The organism is Paenibacillus amylolyticus (genome assembly GCF_051136285.1).
In the GTDB taxonomy this organism is placed as follows: domain Bacteria; phylum Bacillota; class Bacilli; order Paenibacillales; family Paenibacillaceae; genus Paenibacillus; species Paenibacillus amylolyticus_F.
On record NZ_CP194938.1, the window covers coordinates 6388313 to 6406766 of the forward strand.

General features: G+C 45.7%; 21 protein-coding genes. 20 read left to right on the forward strand and 1 reads right to left on the reverse strand.

What is annotated here, in order from left to right; genetic code table 11:
* Window positions 1-272: 272 nt before the first annotated feature.
* From ypeB to ACR8BL_RS27935, 19 genes are all read left to right on the forward strand, one after another.
* Window positions 273-1619 (forward strand): germination protein YpeB, encoded by a 1347-nt coding sequence (gene ypeB / locus ACR8BL_RS27845; protein WP_434750531.1) that lies wholly within the window; start codon window positions 273-275, stop codon window positions 1617-1619.
* 150 nt (window positions 1620-1769) lie between these two features.
* Window positions 1770-2423 carry a flagellar brake protein gene (locus ACR8BL_RS27850; protein ID WP_434756499.1) on the forward strand — a complete coding sequence of 218 codons (654 nt, stop codon included), beginning with the start codon at window positions 1770-1772 and terminating at the stop codon, window positions 2421-2423.
* A gap of 63 nt (window positions 2424-2486) precedes the next feature.
* Entirely contained in the window at window positions 2487-2711 is a 225-nt protein-coding gene (locus ACR8BL_RS27855) for a hypothetical protein (protein ID WP_434750532.1), read from the forward strand.
* 103 nt (window positions 2712-2814) lie between these two features.
* Complete coding sequence (gene cmk, locus ACR8BL_RS27860; protein WP_434750533.1) at window positions 2815-3519, forward strand: (d)CMP kinase; 705 nt, start codon at window positions 2815-2817, stop codon at window positions 3517-3519.
* On the forward strand, window positions 3516-4103 hold the full coding sequence (locus ACR8BL_RS27865; RefSeq protein ID WP_434750534.1) for a lysophospholipid acyltransferase family protein: 588 nt from the start codon (window positions 3516-3518) through the stop codon (window positions 4101-4103). Before cmk ends, ACR8BL_RS27865 begins: the two co-directional genes overlap by 4 nt.
* Before the next feature lie 134 nt (window positions 4104-4237).
* Window positions 4238-5452 (forward strand): 30S ribosomal protein S1, encoded by a 1215-nt coding sequence (rpsA, locus tag ACR8BL_RS27870; RefSeq protein WP_434750535.1) that lies wholly within the window; start codon window positions 4238-4240, stop codon window positions 5450-5452.
* Window positions 5453-5636: 184 nt separating this feature from the next.
* Entirely contained in the window at window positions 5637-6959 is a 1323-nt protein-coding gene (gene der / locus ACR8BL_RS27875) for a ribosome biogenesis GTPase Der (protein ID WP_434750536.1), read from the forward strand.
* 11 nt (window positions 6960-6970) lie between these two features.
* A complete protein-coding gene (gene plsY, locus ACR8BL_RS27880) occupies window positions 6971-7594 on the forward strand; it encodes a glycerol-3-phosphate 1-O-acyltransferase PlsY (protein ID WP_434750537.1) in 624 nt (207 codons plus the stop codon).
* Window positions 7587-8627, forward strand: coding sequence for an NAD(P)H-dependent glycerol-3-phosphate dehydrogenase (locus ACR8BL_RS27885; protein ID WP_434750538.1), 1041 nt, complete (start codon window positions 7587-7589; stop codon window positions 8625-8627). The genes plsY and ACR8BL_RS27885 overlap by 8 nt, the downstream gene beginning before the upstream one ends.
* Before the next feature lie 114 nt (window positions 8628-8741).
* On the forward strand, window positions 8742-9017 hold the full coding sequence (locus ACR8BL_RS27890; RefSeq protein ID WP_434750539.1) for a stage VI sporulation protein F: 276 nt from the start codon (window positions 8742-8744) through the stop codon (window positions 9015-9017).
* Between the two features lie 169 nt (window positions 9018-9186).
* Entirely contained in the window at window positions 9187-9366 is a 180-nt protein-coding gene (locus tag ACR8BL_RS27895) for a DUF2768 family protein (RefSeq protein ID WP_434750540.1), read from the forward strand.
* Window positions 9367-9453: 87 nt separating this feature from the next.
* Window positions 9454-10089: a hypothetical protein gene (locus ACR8BL_RS27900; RefSeq protein ID WP_434750541.1), complete on the forward strand. Its 636-nt coding sequence runs from the start codon at window positions 9454-9456 to the stop codon at window positions 10087-10089.
* Complete coding sequence (locus tag ACR8BL_RS27905; protein ID WP_434752951.1) at window positions 10089-10442, forward strand: 2Fe-2S iron-sulfur cluster-binding protein; 354 nt, start codon at window positions 10089-10091, stop codon at window positions 10440-10442. Before ACR8BL_RS27900 ends, ACR8BL_RS27905 begins: the two co-directional genes overlap by 1 nt.
* A 79-nt stretch (window positions 10443-10521) precedes the next feature.
* A complete protein-coding gene (locus tag ACR8BL_RS27910) occupies window positions 10522-11319 on the forward strand; it encodes a hypothetical protein (RefSeq protein ID WP_434750542.1) in 798 nt (265 codons plus the stop codon).
* A gap of 485 nt (window positions 11320-11804) precedes the next feature.
* Window positions 11805-13283 carry a stage IV sporulation protein A gene (spoIVA, locus tag ACR8BL_RS27915; protein WP_110894339.1) on the forward strand — a complete coding sequence of 493 codons (1479 nt, stop codon included), beginning with the start codon at window positions 11805-11807 and terminating at the stop codon, window positions 13281-13283.
* 219 nt (window positions 13284-13502) lie between these two features.
* A complete protein-coding gene (locus ACR8BL_RS27920) occupies window positions 13503-14600 on the forward strand; it encodes a sugar ABC transporter substrate-binding protein (protein ID WP_434750543.1) in 1098 nt (365 codons plus the stop codon).
* A 76-nt stretch (window positions 14601-14676) separates the two neighbouring features.
* Window positions 14677-16194 (forward strand): sugar ABC transporter ATP-binding protein, encoded by a 1518-nt coding sequence (locus tag ACR8BL_RS27925; protein WP_434750544.1) that lies wholly within the window; start codon window positions 14677-14679, stop codon window positions 16192-16194.
* Entirely contained in the window at window positions 16191-17177 is a 987-nt protein-coding gene (locus ACR8BL_RS27930; RefSeq protein WP_123066011.1) for an ABC transporter permease, read from the forward strand. The genes ACR8BL_RS27925 and ACR8BL_RS27930 overlap by 4 nt, the downstream gene beginning before the upstream one ends.
* A 214-nt stretch (window positions 17178-17391) precedes the next feature.
* Window positions 17392-17664, forward strand: coding sequence for an HU family DNA-binding protein (locus ACR8BL_RS27935; protein ID WP_090917341.1), 273 nt, complete (start codon window positions 17392-17394; stop codon window positions 17662-17664).
* Between the two features lie 63 nt (window positions 17665-17727).
* On the opposite strand, the gene ACR8BL_RS27940 is transcribed toward ACR8BL_RS27935, so the two are convergent.
* Complete coding sequence (locus ACR8BL_RS27940; RefSeq protein WP_434750545.1) at window positions 17728-17907, reverse strand: hypothetical protein; 180 nt, start codon at window positions 17905-17907, stop codon at window positions 17728-17730.
* 153 nt (window positions 17908-18060) lie between these two features.
* Between ACR8BL_RS27940 and mtrB the strand changes: the two genes are divergently transcribed.
* Window positions 18061-18282, forward strand: coding sequence for a trp RNA-binding attenuation protein MtrB (gene mtrB, locus ACR8BL_RS27945; RefSeq protein WP_434750546.1), 222 nt, complete (start codon window positions 18061-18063; stop codon window positions 18280-18282).
* Window positions 18283-18454 lie beyond the last annotated feature (172 nt).

Genomic DNA, 18454 nt, shown 5'->3' on the forward strand with positions numbered 1-18454 from the left:
ACGGTTTACGTTGAGAGGCAGGAAAGAACGAGGGCGCATTGATACGGGCTTTAAACAGTGTCTGTGTGATAACAAGGACCAATTTGACATTGAGGAAGAAGGTATGGCCACGGGCTATCTGTTAAATTAGATAATGCCTTGCACCTCTGGCAGAATATAAGCTGAGGCTTATTAGTTAAAGGCAAATTTCGTTCCAACTGGAAATCGCATGCATAAGAGGTCTTTCTTCGATCCACAATAAAGGCAGTGGTTAGAAGAAAGGAGAATCTACCGTGTATAAACGATTAAGTTCAGTCATGTTTCCGATATTTGCAGTTCTCCTGGTCGGCGCACTTGTGTGGGGTTATCAGGAGAATCAGGAGAAGAATGCGATATTGATTAAGGCGGAGAACCAATACCAACGTGCGTTTCATGACCTCTCATTCCATATGGATAAATTACATTCGGAGATTGGGAACACGTTGGCTGTTCATTCAAGCTCACAAGGCATGCATCGCAAAGGGTTAATGAATGTATGGAGGCTTACTAGCGAAGCGCAGAATGAAATCAATCAGCTGCCGCTGGGTATGCTTCCATTCAATGAGACGGAGGAGTTCCTTTCACGGATCTCAAAATTTGCGTACCAGGCATCCATGCGTGACTTGACAAACGAGCCGCTCAGTAAAAAGGAAATGGGTAATCTGAAGACGCTGTATCAAAATTCTTCAGAGATCAAGAGTAGTCTGAAGGAAGTGCAGCAGAAAGTATTGTCCGATCGTCTGCGCTGGATGGATGCTGAAACCGTTATGGCGACTCAGGATCAAACCAATGATAACTCCATCGTGGATGGCTTCCGAATGGTAAATAAAAAGGTTCAGGAGTATCCTGAACTGGATTGGGGCCCTTCTGTCTCCAATATGTTTACCAAACGTTCCGTGAAGAAGCTTAGCGGGTTACCTGTAACCAAAGAGCAGATTCAAGAGAAGGCTGCCAAATTTTCAGATGTGGAGAGCGGCAAGATTCAGATTCAGGAGAATGGCAAAGGGACAGACTGGGAGTCATATACAGCGACCGTTCAACATGCCAGAAACGGAAAGCTGATGATGGATTTTACACGCAATGGCGGAAAGCTTATCTCGTACAGTGACACTCGAACGGTTGGAGCCAAAAAAGTCTCCCGCCAAGAGGCGATGAAACAGGCGGATCAGTTTCTTGTAAATAAGGGATATAAGGATATGAAAGCTGTCAATTACGATGAGTTCGGTAATTTGGCAAACCTTACGTATGTGCGAAAGCAAGGAGACACATTGATATACCCCGAAAAAATGTCTGTGCGTGTAGGTCTCGATACGGGTGAAGTTACTGGCTTTCAGGCAAGCGACTACGTGTATGAGCATAACGACAAACGTCAGATTCCAAAAGCAAAACTTACGGCCGAGCAGGCGCGTGAAAAACTTAATTCCGATTTCAAGGAAAATTATGTGCGCAAATCCTTGATTGAGAATGACTACAGTAAAGAAGTGCTTTGTTATGAATTCGGTGGACGAATTAATGGCTCGCGTTACCGGATCTACATTAATGCGAATACAGGAATGGAAGAAGCCGTTGAGGAGATCAAACCGGTTAATGCAACTTCTTAGAAGCGACATAACAACGCGTGTATACTCAGAAAAAAAGATGTGAAAACAGACCATGGTAATGGTCTGTTTTTTCTTATTCCATGTGAGAAAGGTCATGGTATAATAGTCCTGTAAAATACGAAGATAAATACATAAGTGGCGGTGAACCGATTGTTTCCTAAAATAAACGAAGTATTGTATATCCAAATCGCATCGGCTGACGAAAAAGAGGAACATAAAGAATACAAATCGCGTATCGCAGATACGGATGAAAGTAGTTTTCTGATTGAAGTTCCGATGCAGCAGGGAAACAGTCGCTTGAAAAGACTTTTTTTCGGAGAAGAATTGTCCATATCCTATATCAACGAGAGTGGTGTACGGCATTACTTTAACACCTATGTGACAGGTTTTGAGGAAGATGTCGTTCGTCTGGTTCGCATTCGAAAACCGCTTCCCGACGAGATTTCCAAAATTCAGCGCCGCAGTTTCCTTCGTGTTCATGCCAGTCTCGAATTGGCATTTCAATGTGAAGACATGACACGTGCAGTTGTGCTGACTGAAGATATTGGAGGCGGTGGATTGTCCATTTACATTGAGCCTGATTTAAAAGTGGAAGAAGAACAAAAGCTGAAATGCTGGCTGCTCGTTCCTTATCGCAATGGCGCCATTGATCATGTGCAATTTGAGGCTGAGGTGGTGCGTATTAAGGAACTGGAATCAGGTCGTGAGCTGGGCATGCTGAAGTTTTCGCAGATTACAGATTCGGAACGTCAGAAAGTGATCAAATTTTGTTTTGAGCGGCAACTGGATTATCGTATGAAATAAGCGTGTATAAGCATAAATCGATTCTATACTGGGCAACGTAAGGCAAAAACGGAGAATGTTGCTATGGATAAACGTTCGGATGCACGGGGATTTGAACACAATTACTTTATGTTTTCTAAACGGTTAGAACAGAGAGCGCTGCTATTCATTGGGGTGCTCCTGATCCTCGTTATCCTCTGCCAGTTGTTACTTCTGGTACCTGATTTGAAGAAAATAATGACAACAATTGATCGGCTTGAGGGGACACCGATTCATATGCAAACCAACACCAAAGAGCACATTGGCTGATTTGTCTGTTTTTGCATCCATGTGTAGAGTGTGGTATAATTTTCACGATGCAGGCCATGCCTGTTTTTTTATTGAGGTTTATCGTTTGAGGAGGAATGCCCCGTTGGCTAGCCAGAACACATCAGAAAACGGGAAGATGAACGTTGCAATTGACGGACCTGCTGGTGCCGGAAAAAGCACGGTGGCCCGATTGGTTGCAGAGGAACTCGGATACATTTACGTTGACACAGGCGCGATGTACCGTGCAGTATCTTGGCATATGCTTCGGAAAGGTATATCTCCGGATGATATGACTCAGGTACTTCAGGAAGCCCAAGATTTGGTTATTGATTTACAACCGGATCAGGGTGGACAGAAAGTGTTATGTAATGGGGAGGATGTCACCTCGGAAATCCGCTCCCGTGAAGTAACGGGAATCGTGTCTCGATATGCGCAAATCGAGGGGCTGCGTACGCAATTAGTGGATACTCAGCGGCAAATGGCTTTGCGCAAGGGCGTCGTAATGGATGGGCGCGATATCGGAACAACTGTATTGCCCGATGCGGAAGTGAAAATCTTCATGACTGCCAGTGTGCAGGAGCGTGCGCTTCGCCGCTTCAAAGAACTGGAACCATCCGAAGGGCTGACGTTGGAGCAACTGGAGCGAGATATTGCCACCCGCGACAAATTGGATGAGAACCGGGAAGTTTCCCCACTGCGTTGTGCAGAGGACGCCATTGTCCTGGATACAACGAAGATGAATATCCATGAAGTGGTTGACAAAATCGTATCTTATTGCACAATGGTCAGAGGAGAGAGCAGTCTATGATTTATACCTTTTGCAAAACATTACTGCGGATCATTTATACCATTCTTTTTCGTCTGGAGGCAGTTGGACGGGAAAACATCCCGAAAGACGGCGGCGTACTTTTATGCTCCAATCATATTAGTAACTTTGATCCGCCAACCGTTGGCATCAAAATTCGCCGTCAAGTGAGATTCATGGCTAAAAGCGAACTGTTTGATGTTCCGGTATTAGGCCCAATCATCAAAGCTGTAGGTGCCTTCCCGGTGAAACGCGGAGGCGTCAGCAAAGAATCCATCAAAACTTCACTCAATATTTTGCGTGGTGGTGAAGTACTTGGTATTTTCCCGGCGGGAAGCCGTCACAATGATGGGGGAATTGGTAAAAAGGGAGCAGCGAGTTTTGCTCTCCGCAGTGGTGCTACTGTTGTTCCTACTGCTATTATCGGCAACTACACGCCGTTTCGTAAGATGAAAGTAATTTACGGCGCACCGGTTAATTTGGACGAGTTCAAGGAAGATACTTCCGGAGATGCTTTGGAAAGAGCGACCGAGAAAATTATGTCCAAAATTAATGAAATGGTGAAAACAGGAATGCCTAGTAAATAAGGCAGTCTGCAGGGAGTGCATGTTTCCATTTTTTTGAGGAAAACTAGTGAAGTGCATTCGCATGAAAGTGTTTTGAACTCTGCTAAGGCAGGTTTGAATATAATGGGGTTTTTGAATTGAGGAGGGTATTTGACATGTCGGAAGAAATGAAAAATCAAGAAGCAACCCAAGATGAGTTGGATCAATTCGTTTCCTTGAAAAAAGGAGATACTGTAAAAGGTACCATCGTCAAATTGGAAGATAACCAAGCTTATGTAAGCATTGGATATAAATATGACGGTGTTATTCCAGTTCGTGAACTGTCTTCGCTCCACGTAGACAGCGCGTCTGATGCAGTAGAAGTTGGACAAGAAGTTGAAGCTAAAGTACTTAGCATCGACGACGAGAAAGAAAAGCTCGTTTTGTCCAAACGTGCCATTGACAGTGAGAACGCTTGGGAGCAATTGCAAAAGCATTTTGAAGACCAAGACGTATTCGAAGTTGTTGTAGGCGATGTTGTTAAAGGCGGTCTGGTTGCAGACGTGGGCGTTCGTGGATTTATCCCGGCTTCCATGGTTGAGCGTCATTTCGTTGAAGACTTCAGTGACTACAAAGGGCGCACACTGCGCGTTAAAGTGAAAGAGATCGATCGTGAGAACAACAAAGTGATCCTTTCCCAAAAAGACGTTCTGGAGCAAGAATTCGAAGCAAACAAAATCCAAGTTATGGCTGGTTTGCAAGAAGGTCAAGTGATCGAAGGTACAGTTCAACGTTTGACTCAATTCGGTGCTTTCGTTGATGTAGGCGGAGTTGACGGTTTGGTACACGTATCCGAGCTGGCTTGGACTCACGTTGAAAAACCATCCGATGTTCTGTCTGAAGGCGACAAAGTAAATGTTAAAGTGCTGAAAGTTGACCCTGAAAAAGGCAAAATCAGCCTGAGCATGAAAGCTGTTCAACCAGGTCCTTGGGAAACAGCCGGTGACCAATTCAACACAAGTGACATCGTAACAGGTGTTGTAAAACGTTTGGTTGATTTCGGTGCATTTGTTGAAATCGCTCCTGGTGTTGAGGGACTTGTACACATTTCACAAATCTCCCACAAACATATCGGTACTCCGCATGAAGTACTGAAAGAAGGGCAAGAAGTACAAGTGAAAATCTTGGACATGAACCCTGCTGAGCAACGTGTAAGCTTGAGCATCAAAGAAACAGAAGAAGCTCCTGCACAACCACAAAAATCAGAGCGTCCAGCAAGAAACAACGCTCCACGTGAAGAAATCAATAATCCAAACGTTTCCATGAACAACCAAGGTATGAGCACTACACTTGGCGAACTGTTTGGTGACAAACTCAGCAAATTCAAATAAGTTATACATGCATGGTTCTTAGTTAAATACTGCATATTTTGCTGAATAAATAAAGCAAGATCGGCGAGCCCCAGCGGGTTCGCCGATTGTTGTTATTGCGAGAAATTCGTTACGAAACGTTAGCCAAGACATATCTTTTTTGCTATGATGAGTAACGTAAGTATGGACAGGAGGAGTGGGATGTATGGCAAGACCAGTTGTGGCAATTGTCGGCCGACCGAACGTGGGTAAATCCACCATTTTTAATCGGATTATTGGCGACAGACTGGCCATTGTGGAAGACAAGCCGGGCATTACGCGTGACCGGATTTATGGAATCGGTGAATGGAACGGAAAGGCATTCAGTATTATTGATACTGGTGGTATCGAAATTGATGGCGAAGACGTCATAATGAAATCCATCCGCATGCAGGCAGAACTTGCGATTGAAGAAGCGGATGTTATTGTATTTATGTGTGATGCCAAAGCTGGCATTACGCAGGCTGACGAAGAGGTTGCAGAGATGTTATACCGTTCTGGCAAACCCATCGTTGTAGCTGTAAATAAAGTGGATAATATTGGACGTAGTGAGCTCATTTATGAGTTTTACGGCTTCGGTTTTGGCGATCCGATCGGGGTATCTGGTAGTCACGGTACAGGTGTCGGTGATTTGCTTGACGCGATTGTGGAGAAATTACCTGAGCTTGAGGAAGAGACATACGATGAGGATGTAATTCGTGTTGCTCTGATTGGACGACCTAATGTGGGCAAGTCCTCACTGGTGAATGCAATTCTGGGCGAGGAACGTGTTATTGTCAGTGATGTAGCCGGGACAACCCGTGATGCAATTGACACTCCTTTCGAAAAAGACGGGCAACGCTATGTGCTGATTGATACAGCGGGTATGCGGAAGCGCGGTAAAGTATATGAAACGACAGAAAAATACAGCGTGATGCGTGCGATGCGTGCTATTGAACGTGCCGATGTAGTTCTGATTGTCATTAACGGTGAAGAAGGTATCATTGAGCAGGACAAGCATATCGCGGGTTATGCGTATGAAGCGGGTAAAGCCTCCATGTTTGTGGTGAACAAATGGGATGTCGTGGAGAAAACGGATAAAACGATGAAGGAATTTGAGACGAAGATTCGGGATCACTTCCTCTTTATGACGTACGCTCCAATTGTCTTTTTGTCAGCATTGACAAAACAACGCTTACAAAAATTGCTGCCTGTGGTACAACGAGTAGCAGAACAGCATACTCTGCGCGTTCAGACACATCTGCTTAACGATGTTGTATCGGATGCTGTTGCGATTAATCCACCGCCAACCGACAAAGGGCGGAGAATGAGAATCAACTATGTGACTCAGGTAGCGGTTAAACCGCCGACTATGGTTATCTTTGTGAATGACCCTGAGTTGATGCACTTCTCGTATGAGCGTTATCTGGAGAATAAAATCCGGGCAGCGTTTGATTTCGAAGGTACACCAATTCGCATATTTACTCGGAGGAAGTCCGACGAAGGTTAGGGGAGAAGTTTGTGATTTTATCAATCGCAGCGATCATACTGAGTTATCTGCTTGGTTCGATCAGCTTTAGTGTTCTTCTTGCAAAAGCAATACGGGGGATTGATATACGTCAACATGGGAGCGGCAATGCCGGGGCAACGAATACGTTACGTATTCTGGGTAAAGGGCCAGCTATTGCAGTTCTTTTGCTTGATGTAATCAAAGGTATTGCTGCAGTATGGATTGGCATATGGTTAAGTGGAGGGTCTCCTTGGATTGCTGCATTCAGCGGTATCGCTGCCATAGCAGGTCATAATTGGCCGCTTTATTTCCATTTTCGTGGAGGTAAAGGCATTGCTACCGCGATTGGTGTATTGGCAAGCTTAGCTTTTCTGCCTGCGATCTGTGCCGGTGTCATTGCCATTCTGTCCATCGTTCTGACACGTTATGTTTCGCTCGGCTCTTTAATTTTTGTAGCATTGACTCCTGTTTTCATCTTGATCCTGCCGGGGTACTCCATGAGTATCTTCTGGGGCAGTCTGATTATTTGTCTGTTTGCATTCTGGAGACATCGTACAAACATTGCGAAGCTCGCCAAAGGACAGGAAAATAAACTGGGATCGAAGAACCCTGGAGGGGGGAAGCGCGTTGTCTAAAAAAGTTGCTGTACTGGTTGCAGGTAGCTGGGGAACTGCTTTGGCCAGTGTACTCGCTGCAAACGAGCTAGATGTGGTAATGTGGACACGTAGTGAAGAACAGGCAGCTGAAATAAATATACAGCATTCGAATGCACGATATCTTCCTGGTGCAGAGCTGTCTCCTCGCATTCGAGCGACCAGTGATATGGAAGCTGCGGTTGCAGGTGCGACAGCTGTGTTAATTGTTGCGCCTTCGTCTGCGATGCGTGCGGTTACACATCAATTTAAACCATTTTATAAACCTGACATGCTGATCATTCATGCAACCAAGGGTTTTGAGACGGAAAGTCTGAAACGGATGTCTAGTGTCATCTCCGAAGAACTTGAATGTGAAGAAGGGCGTATCGTCGTATTGTCTGGGCCAAGTCATGCGGAGGAAGTGGTGAAGCGCTGTCCAACAACCGTTGTTGTGGCTTCACTGGATAAATCATCTGCTGAGGCAGTTCAGGGATTATTTATGAATGCCTATTTTCGCGTGTACACGAACCGGGATATGCTCGGTGTTGAACTTGCGGGAGCCTTCAAAAATATCATCGCGCTTGGGGCAGGCATGTCTGATGGCCTTCAGTTTGGGGATAATGCGAAGGCAGCACTGTTAACCCGCGGGCTCGCCGAGATTACACGTATTGGTGTAGAGATGGGAGCGAATCCATTAACGTTTTCTGGACTAGCGGGAATTGGTGATTTGGTTGTAACAGCTACAAGTCAGCATAGCCGGAACTGGAGAGCGGGTTCGATGCTGGGACAAGGACAGAAGCTGGATGATGTACTTCAGTCTATGGGCATGGTTGTCGAAGGGATTCGAACAACACAGGCCGCCTATTTTATATCACAGAAATATGGTGTTCAGATGCCGATTGCGGATCAATTATATCATGTGTTGTTCCAGAATCGGCAGCCGCGTGATGCTGTTGAAGCTTTGATGGGACGTGACCCAAAAACGGAGATGGAAGTTATGAAGCTGGAAACTTGGGAGCAATGGCATTCTTGAGTTGAGCATTTTAATATCGTTTCAAAAGCCTAGTTTTTAAATGATGCAGCTTATCACCTTTTCCGCAGCAGGCTCATATGATACACATGAGTATTGCCGGAGGAGGGGAGACGAATGGGTAACAACATTTCGAAAGAAGCGCTGAAAGCCATCAACAAAAAAACAGGCAAAACGATCACTGAAGGAGCCGTCAAAAAGCTGGCAAGCACGGTGAAACCAACAACGATGCAGAATGAGGCTCAGTTGCGCCAGTTGATCAAACAAGTATCCGCTATGGCGAAAATACCGGTATCTGAGGATACGGTTCAGGATATTGTGAATGCAGTCAAGAAGAGCGGACTGAATCCAAACAATATGGAATCGTTGATGAAGATGATGATGAAAAAATAATAGATCGTACCTGCTCACACAGGGATCGAGTATAACGAAAGTTAGCCAGCACATGCTGGCTTGCTTTTTTGTCTTTTTATTGGAAAAATACACCCGATTTCATGTTATAATAATTGCAATTGTCACAATTTCGTGATGAATATCGGGTTGAAGGGGAGACTGCTGGGTTATGAACGCTATGGACAAGATGTGGCTGTCTTTGGTTGCCGTCCTCATAATGGGATTATCTGTATTTTTGATTACATTTGCTCGTGCCAAAACAAGAGGTTTCGTGCGGGGCATTCTTTCGATCATTGCTTTTTTAATTATGCTCATCGGTTTTTTTGGTGGAATAGCTTCTCTGACTTAGATTTCCTTAGGGGAGAGAGAGAACATCCGCATAAGCGCATCATAAGAACGGACACAATGAAAAGACGGATGGGAGGAGTGCGTACCTATGGAACCGCATGAGACGGAGGGTTGGACTGCGCGTTATCCGGAATTACACAAGGCTTTGCTGGATACGGCAAAAGCCTGGAATAGTCAGCCTCATACCTGGTTATTGGGAGGTAGTTGCGGTTTGCTGCTTCAAGGGGTGGAATTGCAACAAGCACCTAGAGATATTGATGTGTATGCAGATATTGCTGCAGCCAAGAGTCTGCATGTCTGTGCTCCGGGGAATAGTCTGGACGAGCCTGGAGTAGACAAAACAGGGCCATATGCTTCGCTGCTGAGTCATTATCAAGTAGGAGCATGTTCACTGGAATTGGTAGGCGGCTTTGAAGTATGGGCACGTGGAAGCTGGTATCGTACCCAGATCGAACATGTACTTGCTCTCTATGCGTCTGAAGCTCAGGTGGATACGTACCCCTTGCGGCTGATGCCGCTTGCGCATGAGTTGTTATTTAATCTGCTCCGTGGACGTGAAGATCGGTATGTGCCAATCTCATTGCGAATTCGTCAAGAGCCGGAAGCTCATCAACCTGCAATGATGGCCTTAAGTCAACATAATATATGGACATCCCGCTTTAGAGCAGAAGTTGAAGAACTGGTTGGGTTTACTTGGTCGGAAGAAGCGAGGGAGGAACAATGATGCAAGAGGTTATTACATTTTTACCGATGAACAAATCGATTAAAGTCCAATCGGGAACAACTATTTTACAGGCCGCACGCAGGGCAGGTGTTCAAATATCAACCCGGTGTGATGGCAAAGCAGCATGTCTGATGTGTAAGGTGAAGGTGGGGCAGGACGAGCTGCATGCGCTGCTTCCACCTACGGATGCTGAGAAGCGGAAGCTGGGACTGTTGCTTGAGGATGGAACAAGACTTTCGTGTCAGGCTAAAGTGTGTGGACAACTGTCGGTGCATATCCCGGAAGACCCACTGAAAGCGGCTATACGGAAACAGCTTGAACGGCAGCAGCAAGATGAGGACTGGTTTCTATAACGTCTGAAGATTTTCTATAATGTCCTGAACAATAAAACAACCTCGATTCTATACTTTGAGTTATTCCAGGAGGGTGCGAATGATTAAAGAGAAGAGAAGACCCAATAGAGGAAGGCTGCCTCTGAGGTTGCAGCAGCAGATGCAGTGTCTTTCTTTACTTCTGTTGCTCATGTTTACTTTGAGTGGGTGCTTATATCCGGCTCAGAGCAATACAGAGCCCAAAACAGCTTATCGCGAAAGTGTGAACCGAATTCAGAGCGCAATTGAAGCGTTTCAAAAGGACGAAGGTATTCTGCCGATTCTGAACGCGGACGCAGATACACCGAAGTATGAGAAATTCAGAGTAGACCTGCCTAAATTAAAGCAGCGAGGTTATCTCGATGAAATACCGGGAACGGCCTTTGAGAGTGGTGGTAGCGCTTACTTTTTAGTGCAAAATGAAGAAGTGAAGCCCACGGTGAAAGTGATGGATCTGCAGACGGTACAGAAAGTTAATGACGTGCAACGTATGGTGAATCAGTACAAATCCGTACATAATCAGAAGATGCCTGCGGGCGAAGAACTGTATCCGGGATTCCATGTGGTGGACATGAAACTGGCAGCACAGGCAGGTTCGCCTTCGATTACTTTGAAAAGTGTTTATTCGGGTCAGGAGCTGCCTTTTATGATGGATGCACAGGGTACGGTCTATGTGGACTATGCTTTTGATATTATGCAGGCATTGGAAAAAACAGATGGCTCATCTGATGCTAAGGAAGACCAGAATGTAGGGGATTTGCGTAATTATTTGCTTTCACAATCGTTTTTTGTACCTGTTAAATCCGTCCCTTATATGCTAAAGGATAACACACCCGTTGCACAGGTAGTTCGAGACTAAAGCATGTAAGTAAACGAAGGAATGTAAGTAAAGAACAAACATCAATCTAGAGCAATCCTTTTCTATTATAGAAGTCCAATGAGAGATGCCGCTGTTCGTGGGTGTCTCTTTTTTTATGCAGGAAGAAGAGGATTCAAGATAAGAATTGTCATAAACAGAGGATTTTGCTCATACAGTAGATTGAAATAAAGACGCGCAGTCCGGGATCGGAGGATGCTCTTCATGTCACCATCATGAGATAAAAAAACAAAAAAACACGTCATATTGCCGCATACGGATACATAAGATGATACTAGTCCAATTGCATGTACGAGTTAACGCCGCTCTCGCCGGTTTCATCAGAATGCAACGTTCGGCGGCGGACAACTTCCGGGCACTCACAAAGGCGGCTCTACCGTTGCAGGGATTTCAGTCTTCTGATTGAAAAAACGAAGCGGATGCTCTTTAGCATTTTTCCTTCGGAGTAATTTAAGGAGGGGATTTCATTGGAGAAAGTGGACATTTTTAAGGACATAGCTGAGCGGACCGGAGGGGATATTTATCTCGGGGTTGTCGGCGCAGTCCGGACGGGGAAATCAACATTTATTAAACGATTCATGGAAACGATCGTATTGCCTAACATCGCAAGTGAGGCTGATCGTGCCCGTGCAGTGGATGAACTTCCACAGAGTGCAGCAGGCAAAACAATCATGACAACCGAGCCTAAATTCGTACCGAATAATGCAGTCCAGATCAAAGTGGCTGAAGGCCTGGATGTCAATGTTCGGTTAGTGGATTGTGTGGGTTACGCGGTGGAAGGCGCGAAAGGGTACGAGGATGAGAATGGTCCACGTATGATCTCTACGCCTTGGTTCGAGGAGCCGATTCCATTCCAGGAAGCAGCTGAGATTGGTACACGAAAAGTCATACAGGAACACTCTACACTTGGCGTGGTGGTTACAACAGACGGAACGATTGCCGAGATTGCCCGCAGTTCCTATGTAGAATCGGAAGAGCGAGTCATTGCGGAGCTGAAAGAAGTCGGCAAACCGTTTGTGCTGATTATCAACTCCACCCGGCCTCGCAGTGAAGAAGCATTGCAGCTTCGGAGCGAACTGGCAGCCAAGTATGATATTCCGGTGATGACGCTCAGTGCTGCTACCATGACAGAAGATGATGTCACAGGTGTACTACGCGAAGTATTGTATGAGTTCCCTGTACATGAAGTGAATGTAAACCTGCCGAGCTGGGTTATGGTATTGAATGATACACACTGGCTTCGTAGCAACTATGAGAACTCGGTGCGGGATACTGTAAAAGATATTCGCAGGCTGCGTGACGTGGACCGTGTAGTGTCACAATTCATGGAGTATGAATTTATTGACCGTGCAGGTCTGAGTGGCATGAATATGGGGCAAGGTGTAGCCGAGATTGATCTCTATGCACCGGATGAACTGTATGATCAGATTCTCGTAGAAGTTGTCGGTATCGAAATAAGGGGCAAGGATCATCTGCTACAATTAATGCAGGAATTCTCCCATGCGAAGAGAGAGTATGACCGCTTCGCAGAGGCGCTGGAGATGGTCAAAACAACGGGGTATGGTATCGCTGCTCCTTCACTTGCCGAGATGGCACTGGATGAACCGGAACTGATTCGTCAGGGCACGAAATTTGGTGTTCGCCTGAAAGCAACGGCACCGTCGATACACATGATTCGTGTCGATGTGGAGTCGGAGTTTGCACCGATTATCGGTACGGAGAAACAGAGCGAGGAACTGGTGAGATACCTGATGCAGGACTTCGAGAACGATCCAATCAAGGTATGGGATTCAGATATGTTTGGCCGTTCATTACACTCCATTGTGCGTGAAGGCATCCAGGGTAAAATTGCGATGATGCCGGACAATGCGAGATATAAATTGCAAGAAACATTGGGACGGATTATTAACGAAGGATCAGGCGGTTTGATCGCCATCATACTGTAATCTTTCAAAAGACCGTGAGGCATGATCTCATGGTCTTTTTCTTTGGGTTTATTTCTTGAATATGGATGAAATGGATGTATATCAAGATTATTTTTGAAAAATGCAGTAAGTTTCAGCTTTAAATCGCTAAAACCTATTTACATACTAGGGATTAGCCGTTATATTAATATTCAACTATTGTGATTGAAGTCACAGCGAGTGATACAGGGGGAGAATGAGATGAAGAAAACAAGTTCAAAATGGGTATGGCTAAGCGTATTACTGGTATTCACACTGGCGCTGTCGGCCTGCGGAATTAAAAAAGAACCAGCGGCACCTACTGCATCAGGTTCAGCAGGTGAGACACCGAAGACGGAAGCCGTTACGGGTCCTTTGAGCGGTAAACGGGTTGCGTTGATTATGGAATTTAACACAGGGACTTTCTCACAGCAGTATGTACAAGGTGTAAAAGAGGAGATTGCCAAATTTGGCGGTGAATTGACTACCTTTGTTGCAGATAACGATAAAGCGAAAATGGTATCCTTGCTCGATAGTGCAATTAACCAGAAATTTGATGTCATTCTGACAGACCACGGTGATTCCCTTCTGGAGCCAGGGGTGAAAAAAGCGGTTGAGCAGAACATTCCAGTTGTTGTATTCGATGCAGCGATCAGCGTGCCGGGAGCTACGGTGTTGTCACAAGACGACCAGAAGATGGCCGAACTGACACTGGAGCAGATGAAAAAAGATATCAACGGCAAGGGCAATATTGTGAAAGTATGGGTAGCCGGTTTTGCTCCAATGGAACGTCGTCAAATAGCCTATGGAGCATTCTTGAAAGCTAATCCGGAGATCAAAGAGATTGCCACATTTGGTTCTGCACAGAACCCGGCGCTGGATACGCAAGCGAAAATGGAAGCGATTCTAAAACAATATCCAAAAGGTGAAATTACAGCCGTTTGGGCGGCCTGGGACGAATTTGCGAAAGGTGCAGCGCGAGCTATTCAACAAGCAGGACGTGATGAGATCAAAGTATACGGAATTGACATGAGTGACGAGGATTTGCAAATGATTCAGGATCCGAAAAATCCTTGGGTTGCTTCAGCCGCTGTCGATCCAACTGACATTGGACGTGTGCAAGTACGTTATGCTTACCAGAAATTGCATGGAGACCAAACCGAAGATGCGGTTGTCCTTAATCCGGTGTATGTACAACGCGAAGCTTTACCTGACAAACAAATCTCCACGTCAGAGTTGTCTGAGTTTGTAAAAGGCTGGGGAGGCAGTACACAAGGCATCAAGGACTGGATGAGCGAATACGGAATCACTGCGAAGTAAGCAGCGCTAAAAGCGCGCCTGACGGCGCGCTTTTTTCAGGCGATAACAGGCAATACAGCTGATTGGAGGCAACATTATGAAGGATCCGATATCCCTGGATATGGAGCATATCCATAAGCAGTTTTCTGGCATACCGGCGCTAAAGGACGTACATTTTTCAGTAAAAGGTGGGGAGATCCATGCCCTTCTGGGAGCTAACGGAGCTGGCAAAAGTACATTAATGAAAATACTGTCGGGTGCATATCAACTGGATCAGGGCACGATTCGTCTGAATGGGTACAAGCTCGACCTCGGTTCTCCAAGAGATGCCAAGGCTAGTGGGATTCACTGTGTATATCAGGAAGTGGATGCCGCACTTGTACCGCAGCTGACTGCAGCCGAGAACATTATGCTGGATCAGTTAGCTTCATCTGCCGGAGGATGGTGGAAAAGTCCAAAAGCACTGCAGCAGCGTGCCGAGGAAGCTCTGAAGCAATTAGGTGCTGACAACATATCGATTCACCGTAAGGTGGCCGAGCTGACGCTGGCAGAGAAACAGATGATTCTGCTCGCTCGAATCCTGATTCAGGATGCCAAAGTCATTATTTTTGACGAACCCACAGCTCCCCTGAGTCAAGAGGAGACGGATGCTTTTTTTCGCATTGTACATCTGCTGAAGGATCGCGGAACGGCCTGCATTTTTATTACTCATCGACTTGCTGAAGTAACAAGCCACTGTGACCGGGTTACGATCATGAGGGACGGGCGCCATGTATTTACAGGTGAAACAAGTGGATTAACGATGAATGAACTGGTTACGCAAATGCTGGGCAAACCGTTCGAGGAGGAGTTTCCAAAAACAGAGGCACCAGTGGGTGATCTGCTGCTGCAAGCTCGCGGTCTTCGGCGTGGAGTGAAGGTGAGAGATGTGGATCTTGAGGTTCATCGGGGTGAAGTGCTTGCTGTGGTGGGGCTTGTAGGTGCAGGCAAAACGGAATGCTCTCGTCTGCTGATTGGTGCAGACCCGCTGGAGGCAGGAGAAATTCAGCTTCAAGGACGTAATATTCGTCTCTCCCAACCTGCAGATGCTGCCGCTCTGGGCATTGTTTCCGTACCAGAGGAACGGCGTAAACAGGGCATTCTCATTCAGGAGAATGTGGAACGTAATCTGAGCCTCCCTTTGCTTTCCCGACTTAGCACTTTTGGATTTGTTAACCGAAAACGTGAGCGTCAGCATGCAGATTCACTTGTAGAACGGCTGGGCATCAAGACTTCATCCGTGAAACAGGAAGTGAAGTATTTAAGCGGCGGTAATCAGCAAAAGGTAGCGATTGGCAAGTGGCTGCATACCGATGCCGATGTATTTATTTTGGATGAACCAACCAAAGGTGTAGATATCGGGGCGAAAAGTGACATTTTCCGCATCATCAATGAACTGGCACTTGCGGGAAAGGCGGTCATCTATTTCACCTGTGAACTGGACGAAGGGATGGGCATCGGAGACCGAATTGCGGTCATGTGTGAAGGGGTTATCGTAAAAGAATTCAAGCGTGGCGAGACAAATCAAGAACAGCTGCTATACTATGCAAGCGGTGGACAAGAGGTGGAAGCATGAAGGATAAATCACTGGATTTTGCGTTCCGGTACGGAGCAATCATTGTTATCATAGGGGTTATTGCCTTTTTCGGAATCAAATTGCCTTATTTCTTTACCTACAGCAATTTGACGGACATTTTGGGTTCGATCTCGATCGTAACGTTCGTGGCGATTGGTGTAACATTATCTCTCATTGTAGATGGATTTGATCTCTCCGTGGGAGCAACGGTCTCTCTGACAACTGTGGTTACAGCATCGTTAATGATCTGGTATCAGCAGCCCCTCGCTGTTGTTATTATTGTACCGCTCGTGATCGGGGCTGTTATTGGTTTGCTGAACGCACTGCTTATCGTTAAATTACGTATCCCAGATCTGCTGGCAACTCTTGCAACAATGTACATCATCGGTGGAATTCACAAAACGTATGCTCAAGGGTATACCATCTATAACCACATGCAGTTCCCGGATGGAAGCAAAGCTGCCGGTGAGATGGATCCGACGTTTCTGCTGATTGGACAAGGTAAATGGCTGGGAATGCCGATCTCCGTTATTCTGCTGCTTATTGCTGTGATTGGTGTCCATATCTTTTTAACCTACACCAAATATGGGCGGCAAATGTATATTACAGGCGGGAATGAAGAAGCGGCTCGGCTCTCAGGAATCAAGGTGAAAAAGGTACGTACACTTGCTTATGTAGCAGCCGGGATATTTGCAGCTATTGGTGGTATCATCTATGCGTCCAAAGTTGGATCAGGACAGATTGATGCCGGATCTCCATTGTTAATGGAATCCGTAGCGGCTGTATTTGTTGGTTTCTCCGTCTTTGGTGCGGGTAAACCAAACGTCATTGGTACCTTCATTGGTTCGGTTCTGATCGGCGTATTGGTTAATGGTTTGACGATGATGAACGTTCAGTATTTTACACATGATATTGTCAAAGGCGGGGTACTTGTGCTGGCTTTGGCAGTCACATTTTATGTGTTAAACCGTAGCCGCACTTGAAATTGTGAGCTGTCTGTATTAGTATAAAATTTGTTCGGCGTCAGAAACACCAATGTTTTCTGGCGACAATTGCCGGAAATGACTGTGAGCCGCAGATGGAATACATATTCATTGCACAAAATGCTCAACGTTTTTTGCGGATGAACGTATATTTCCTTATAAAACGGAAACACAGTATAACATTCAGGACATTGATTCAGGAGGTGAAAAACAAATGAACAAATCAGACTTGATTACACACGTATCCGAGGCTACTGAATTGTCCAAAAAGGATGTAACGAAAGCGGTTGATGCCGTATTCGAAGCAATCTCTGAGGCTCTTCAAAACGGAGATAAAGTGCAATTGGTTGGTTTTGGGAACTTCGAAGTTCGCGAGCGCTCTGCACGTAAAGGACGCAACCCGCAAACAGGTGAAGAAATCGAAATTCCTGCGAGCAAAATTCCTGCGTTCAAACCAGGTAAAGCGCTCAAAGACGGAATTAAATAAGATTTCTACATATTCCATATGTCAACAAAAAGACCGTGACTTGTTCACGGCCTTTTCTTTTGCCTATAAACGGGGGATTTTCTCATTCTGCTGCTCTGTTTCTCCACTTTCTTCCGAAAGTTCCGGATGCTCGCTGTAAGCGATTAAAATCAATTCTTTGCCGGTAACGGCAGACAGCTGATGCTCAATCTCCTGTAACTGATGGACATGCTCTTTTGTGAGCACAGCAGGGGTGTATTTCATAAAAACTCTCCTTTCCTAGCTGTTCCGTTACCGTTATAGTATGACCCGGGAACTACGGTTTCTTGCGGTACATTCCCTCCGAGACACTGGTTGACAAATGGAACAATCTTGATCATCATTAACGCTATGAAATTAGAAAAGGGGACGTGCGCGATGGATCACTCTACGGGCAATGACTATATCGTAATTAAAGCTGAAGAAAACGGTGTTCAGGTGATTGGTTTGACCCGCGGACAGGACACGCGTTTTCATCATACGGAGAAACTGGACAAAGGCGAAGTGATGATTGCCCAATTTACTACACACACTTCAGCCATTAAAATTCGGGGAAAAGCTACGCTGATTACGAAGCATGGAGAGATCGAATCAGATTAGCCCAGAGGATAAACGAAGTATTGAATTAGATTAAAGTTGAAAGAGTTTGACTAGGTATAGTGACAGCATGGGCGGATCAGATAAAATTGCAGGCATAGCCTGCTTTTTTTGATTGTACAATGAGGTATGAGCCTTTACCGGACAGACTACACTAACAGGTAGAGGCAGGGAG

Coding starts and splice junctions, on each gene's coding strand:
- ACR8BL_RS27855 (WP_434750532.1), top strand. CDS start 2,487: ATGGATAAACGTTCGGATGCACGGGGATTTGAACACAATTACTTTATG.
- ACR8BL_RS27865 (WP_434750534.1), top strand. CDS start 3,516: ATGATTTATACCTTTTGCAAAACATTACTGCGGATCATTTATACCATT.
- rpsA (WP_434750535.1), top strand. CDS start 4,238: ATGTCGGAAGAAATGAAAAATCAAGAAGCAACCCAAGATGAGTTGGAT.
- der (WP_434750536.1), top strand. CDS start 5,637: ATGGCAAGACCAGTTGTGGCAATTGTCGGCCGACCGAACGTGGGTAAA.
- ACR8BL_RS27890 (WP_434750539.1), top strand. CDS start 8,742: ATGGGTAACAACATTTCGAAAGAAGCGCTGAAAGCCATCAACAAAAAA.
- ACR8BL_RS27895 (WP_434750540.1), top strand. CDS start 9,187: ATGAACGCTATGGACAAGATGTGGCTGTCTTTGGTTGCCGTCCTCATA.
- ACR8BL_RS27900 (WP_434750541.1), top strand. CDS start 9,454: ATGGAACCGCATGAGACGGAGGGTTGGACTGCGCGTTATCCGGAATTA.
- ACR8BL_RS27905 (WP_434752951.1), top strand. CDS start 10,089: ATGCAAGAGGTTATTACATTTTTACCGATGAACAAATCGATTAAAGTC.
- ACR8BL_RS27910 (WP_434750542.1), top strand. CDS start 10,522: ATGATTAAAGAGAAGAGAAGACCCAATAGAGGAAGGCTGCCTCTGAGG.
- ACR8BL_RS27920 (WP_434750543.1), top strand. CDS start 13,503: ATGAAGAAAACAAGTTCAAAATGGGTATGGCTAAGCGTATTACTGGTA.
- ACR8BL_RS27925 (WP_434750544.1), top strand. CDS start 14,677: ATGAAGGATCCGATATCCCTGGATATGGAGCATATCCATAAGCAGTTT.
- ACR8BL_RS27930 (WP_123066011.1), top strand. CDS start 16,191: ATGAAGGATAAATCACTGGATTTTGCGTTCCGGTACGGAGCAATCATT.
- ACR8BL_RS27935 (WP_090917341.1), top strand. CDS start 17,392: ATGAACAAATCAGACTTGATTACACACGTATCCGAGGCTACTGAATTG.
- ACR8BL_RS27940 (WP_434750545.1), bottom strand. CDS start 17,907: ATGAAATACACCCCTGCTGTGCTCACAAAAGAGCATGTCCATCAGTTA.
- mtrB (WP_434750546.1), top strand. CDS start 18,061: ATGGATCACTCTACGGGCAATGACTATATCGTAATTAAAGCTGAAGAA.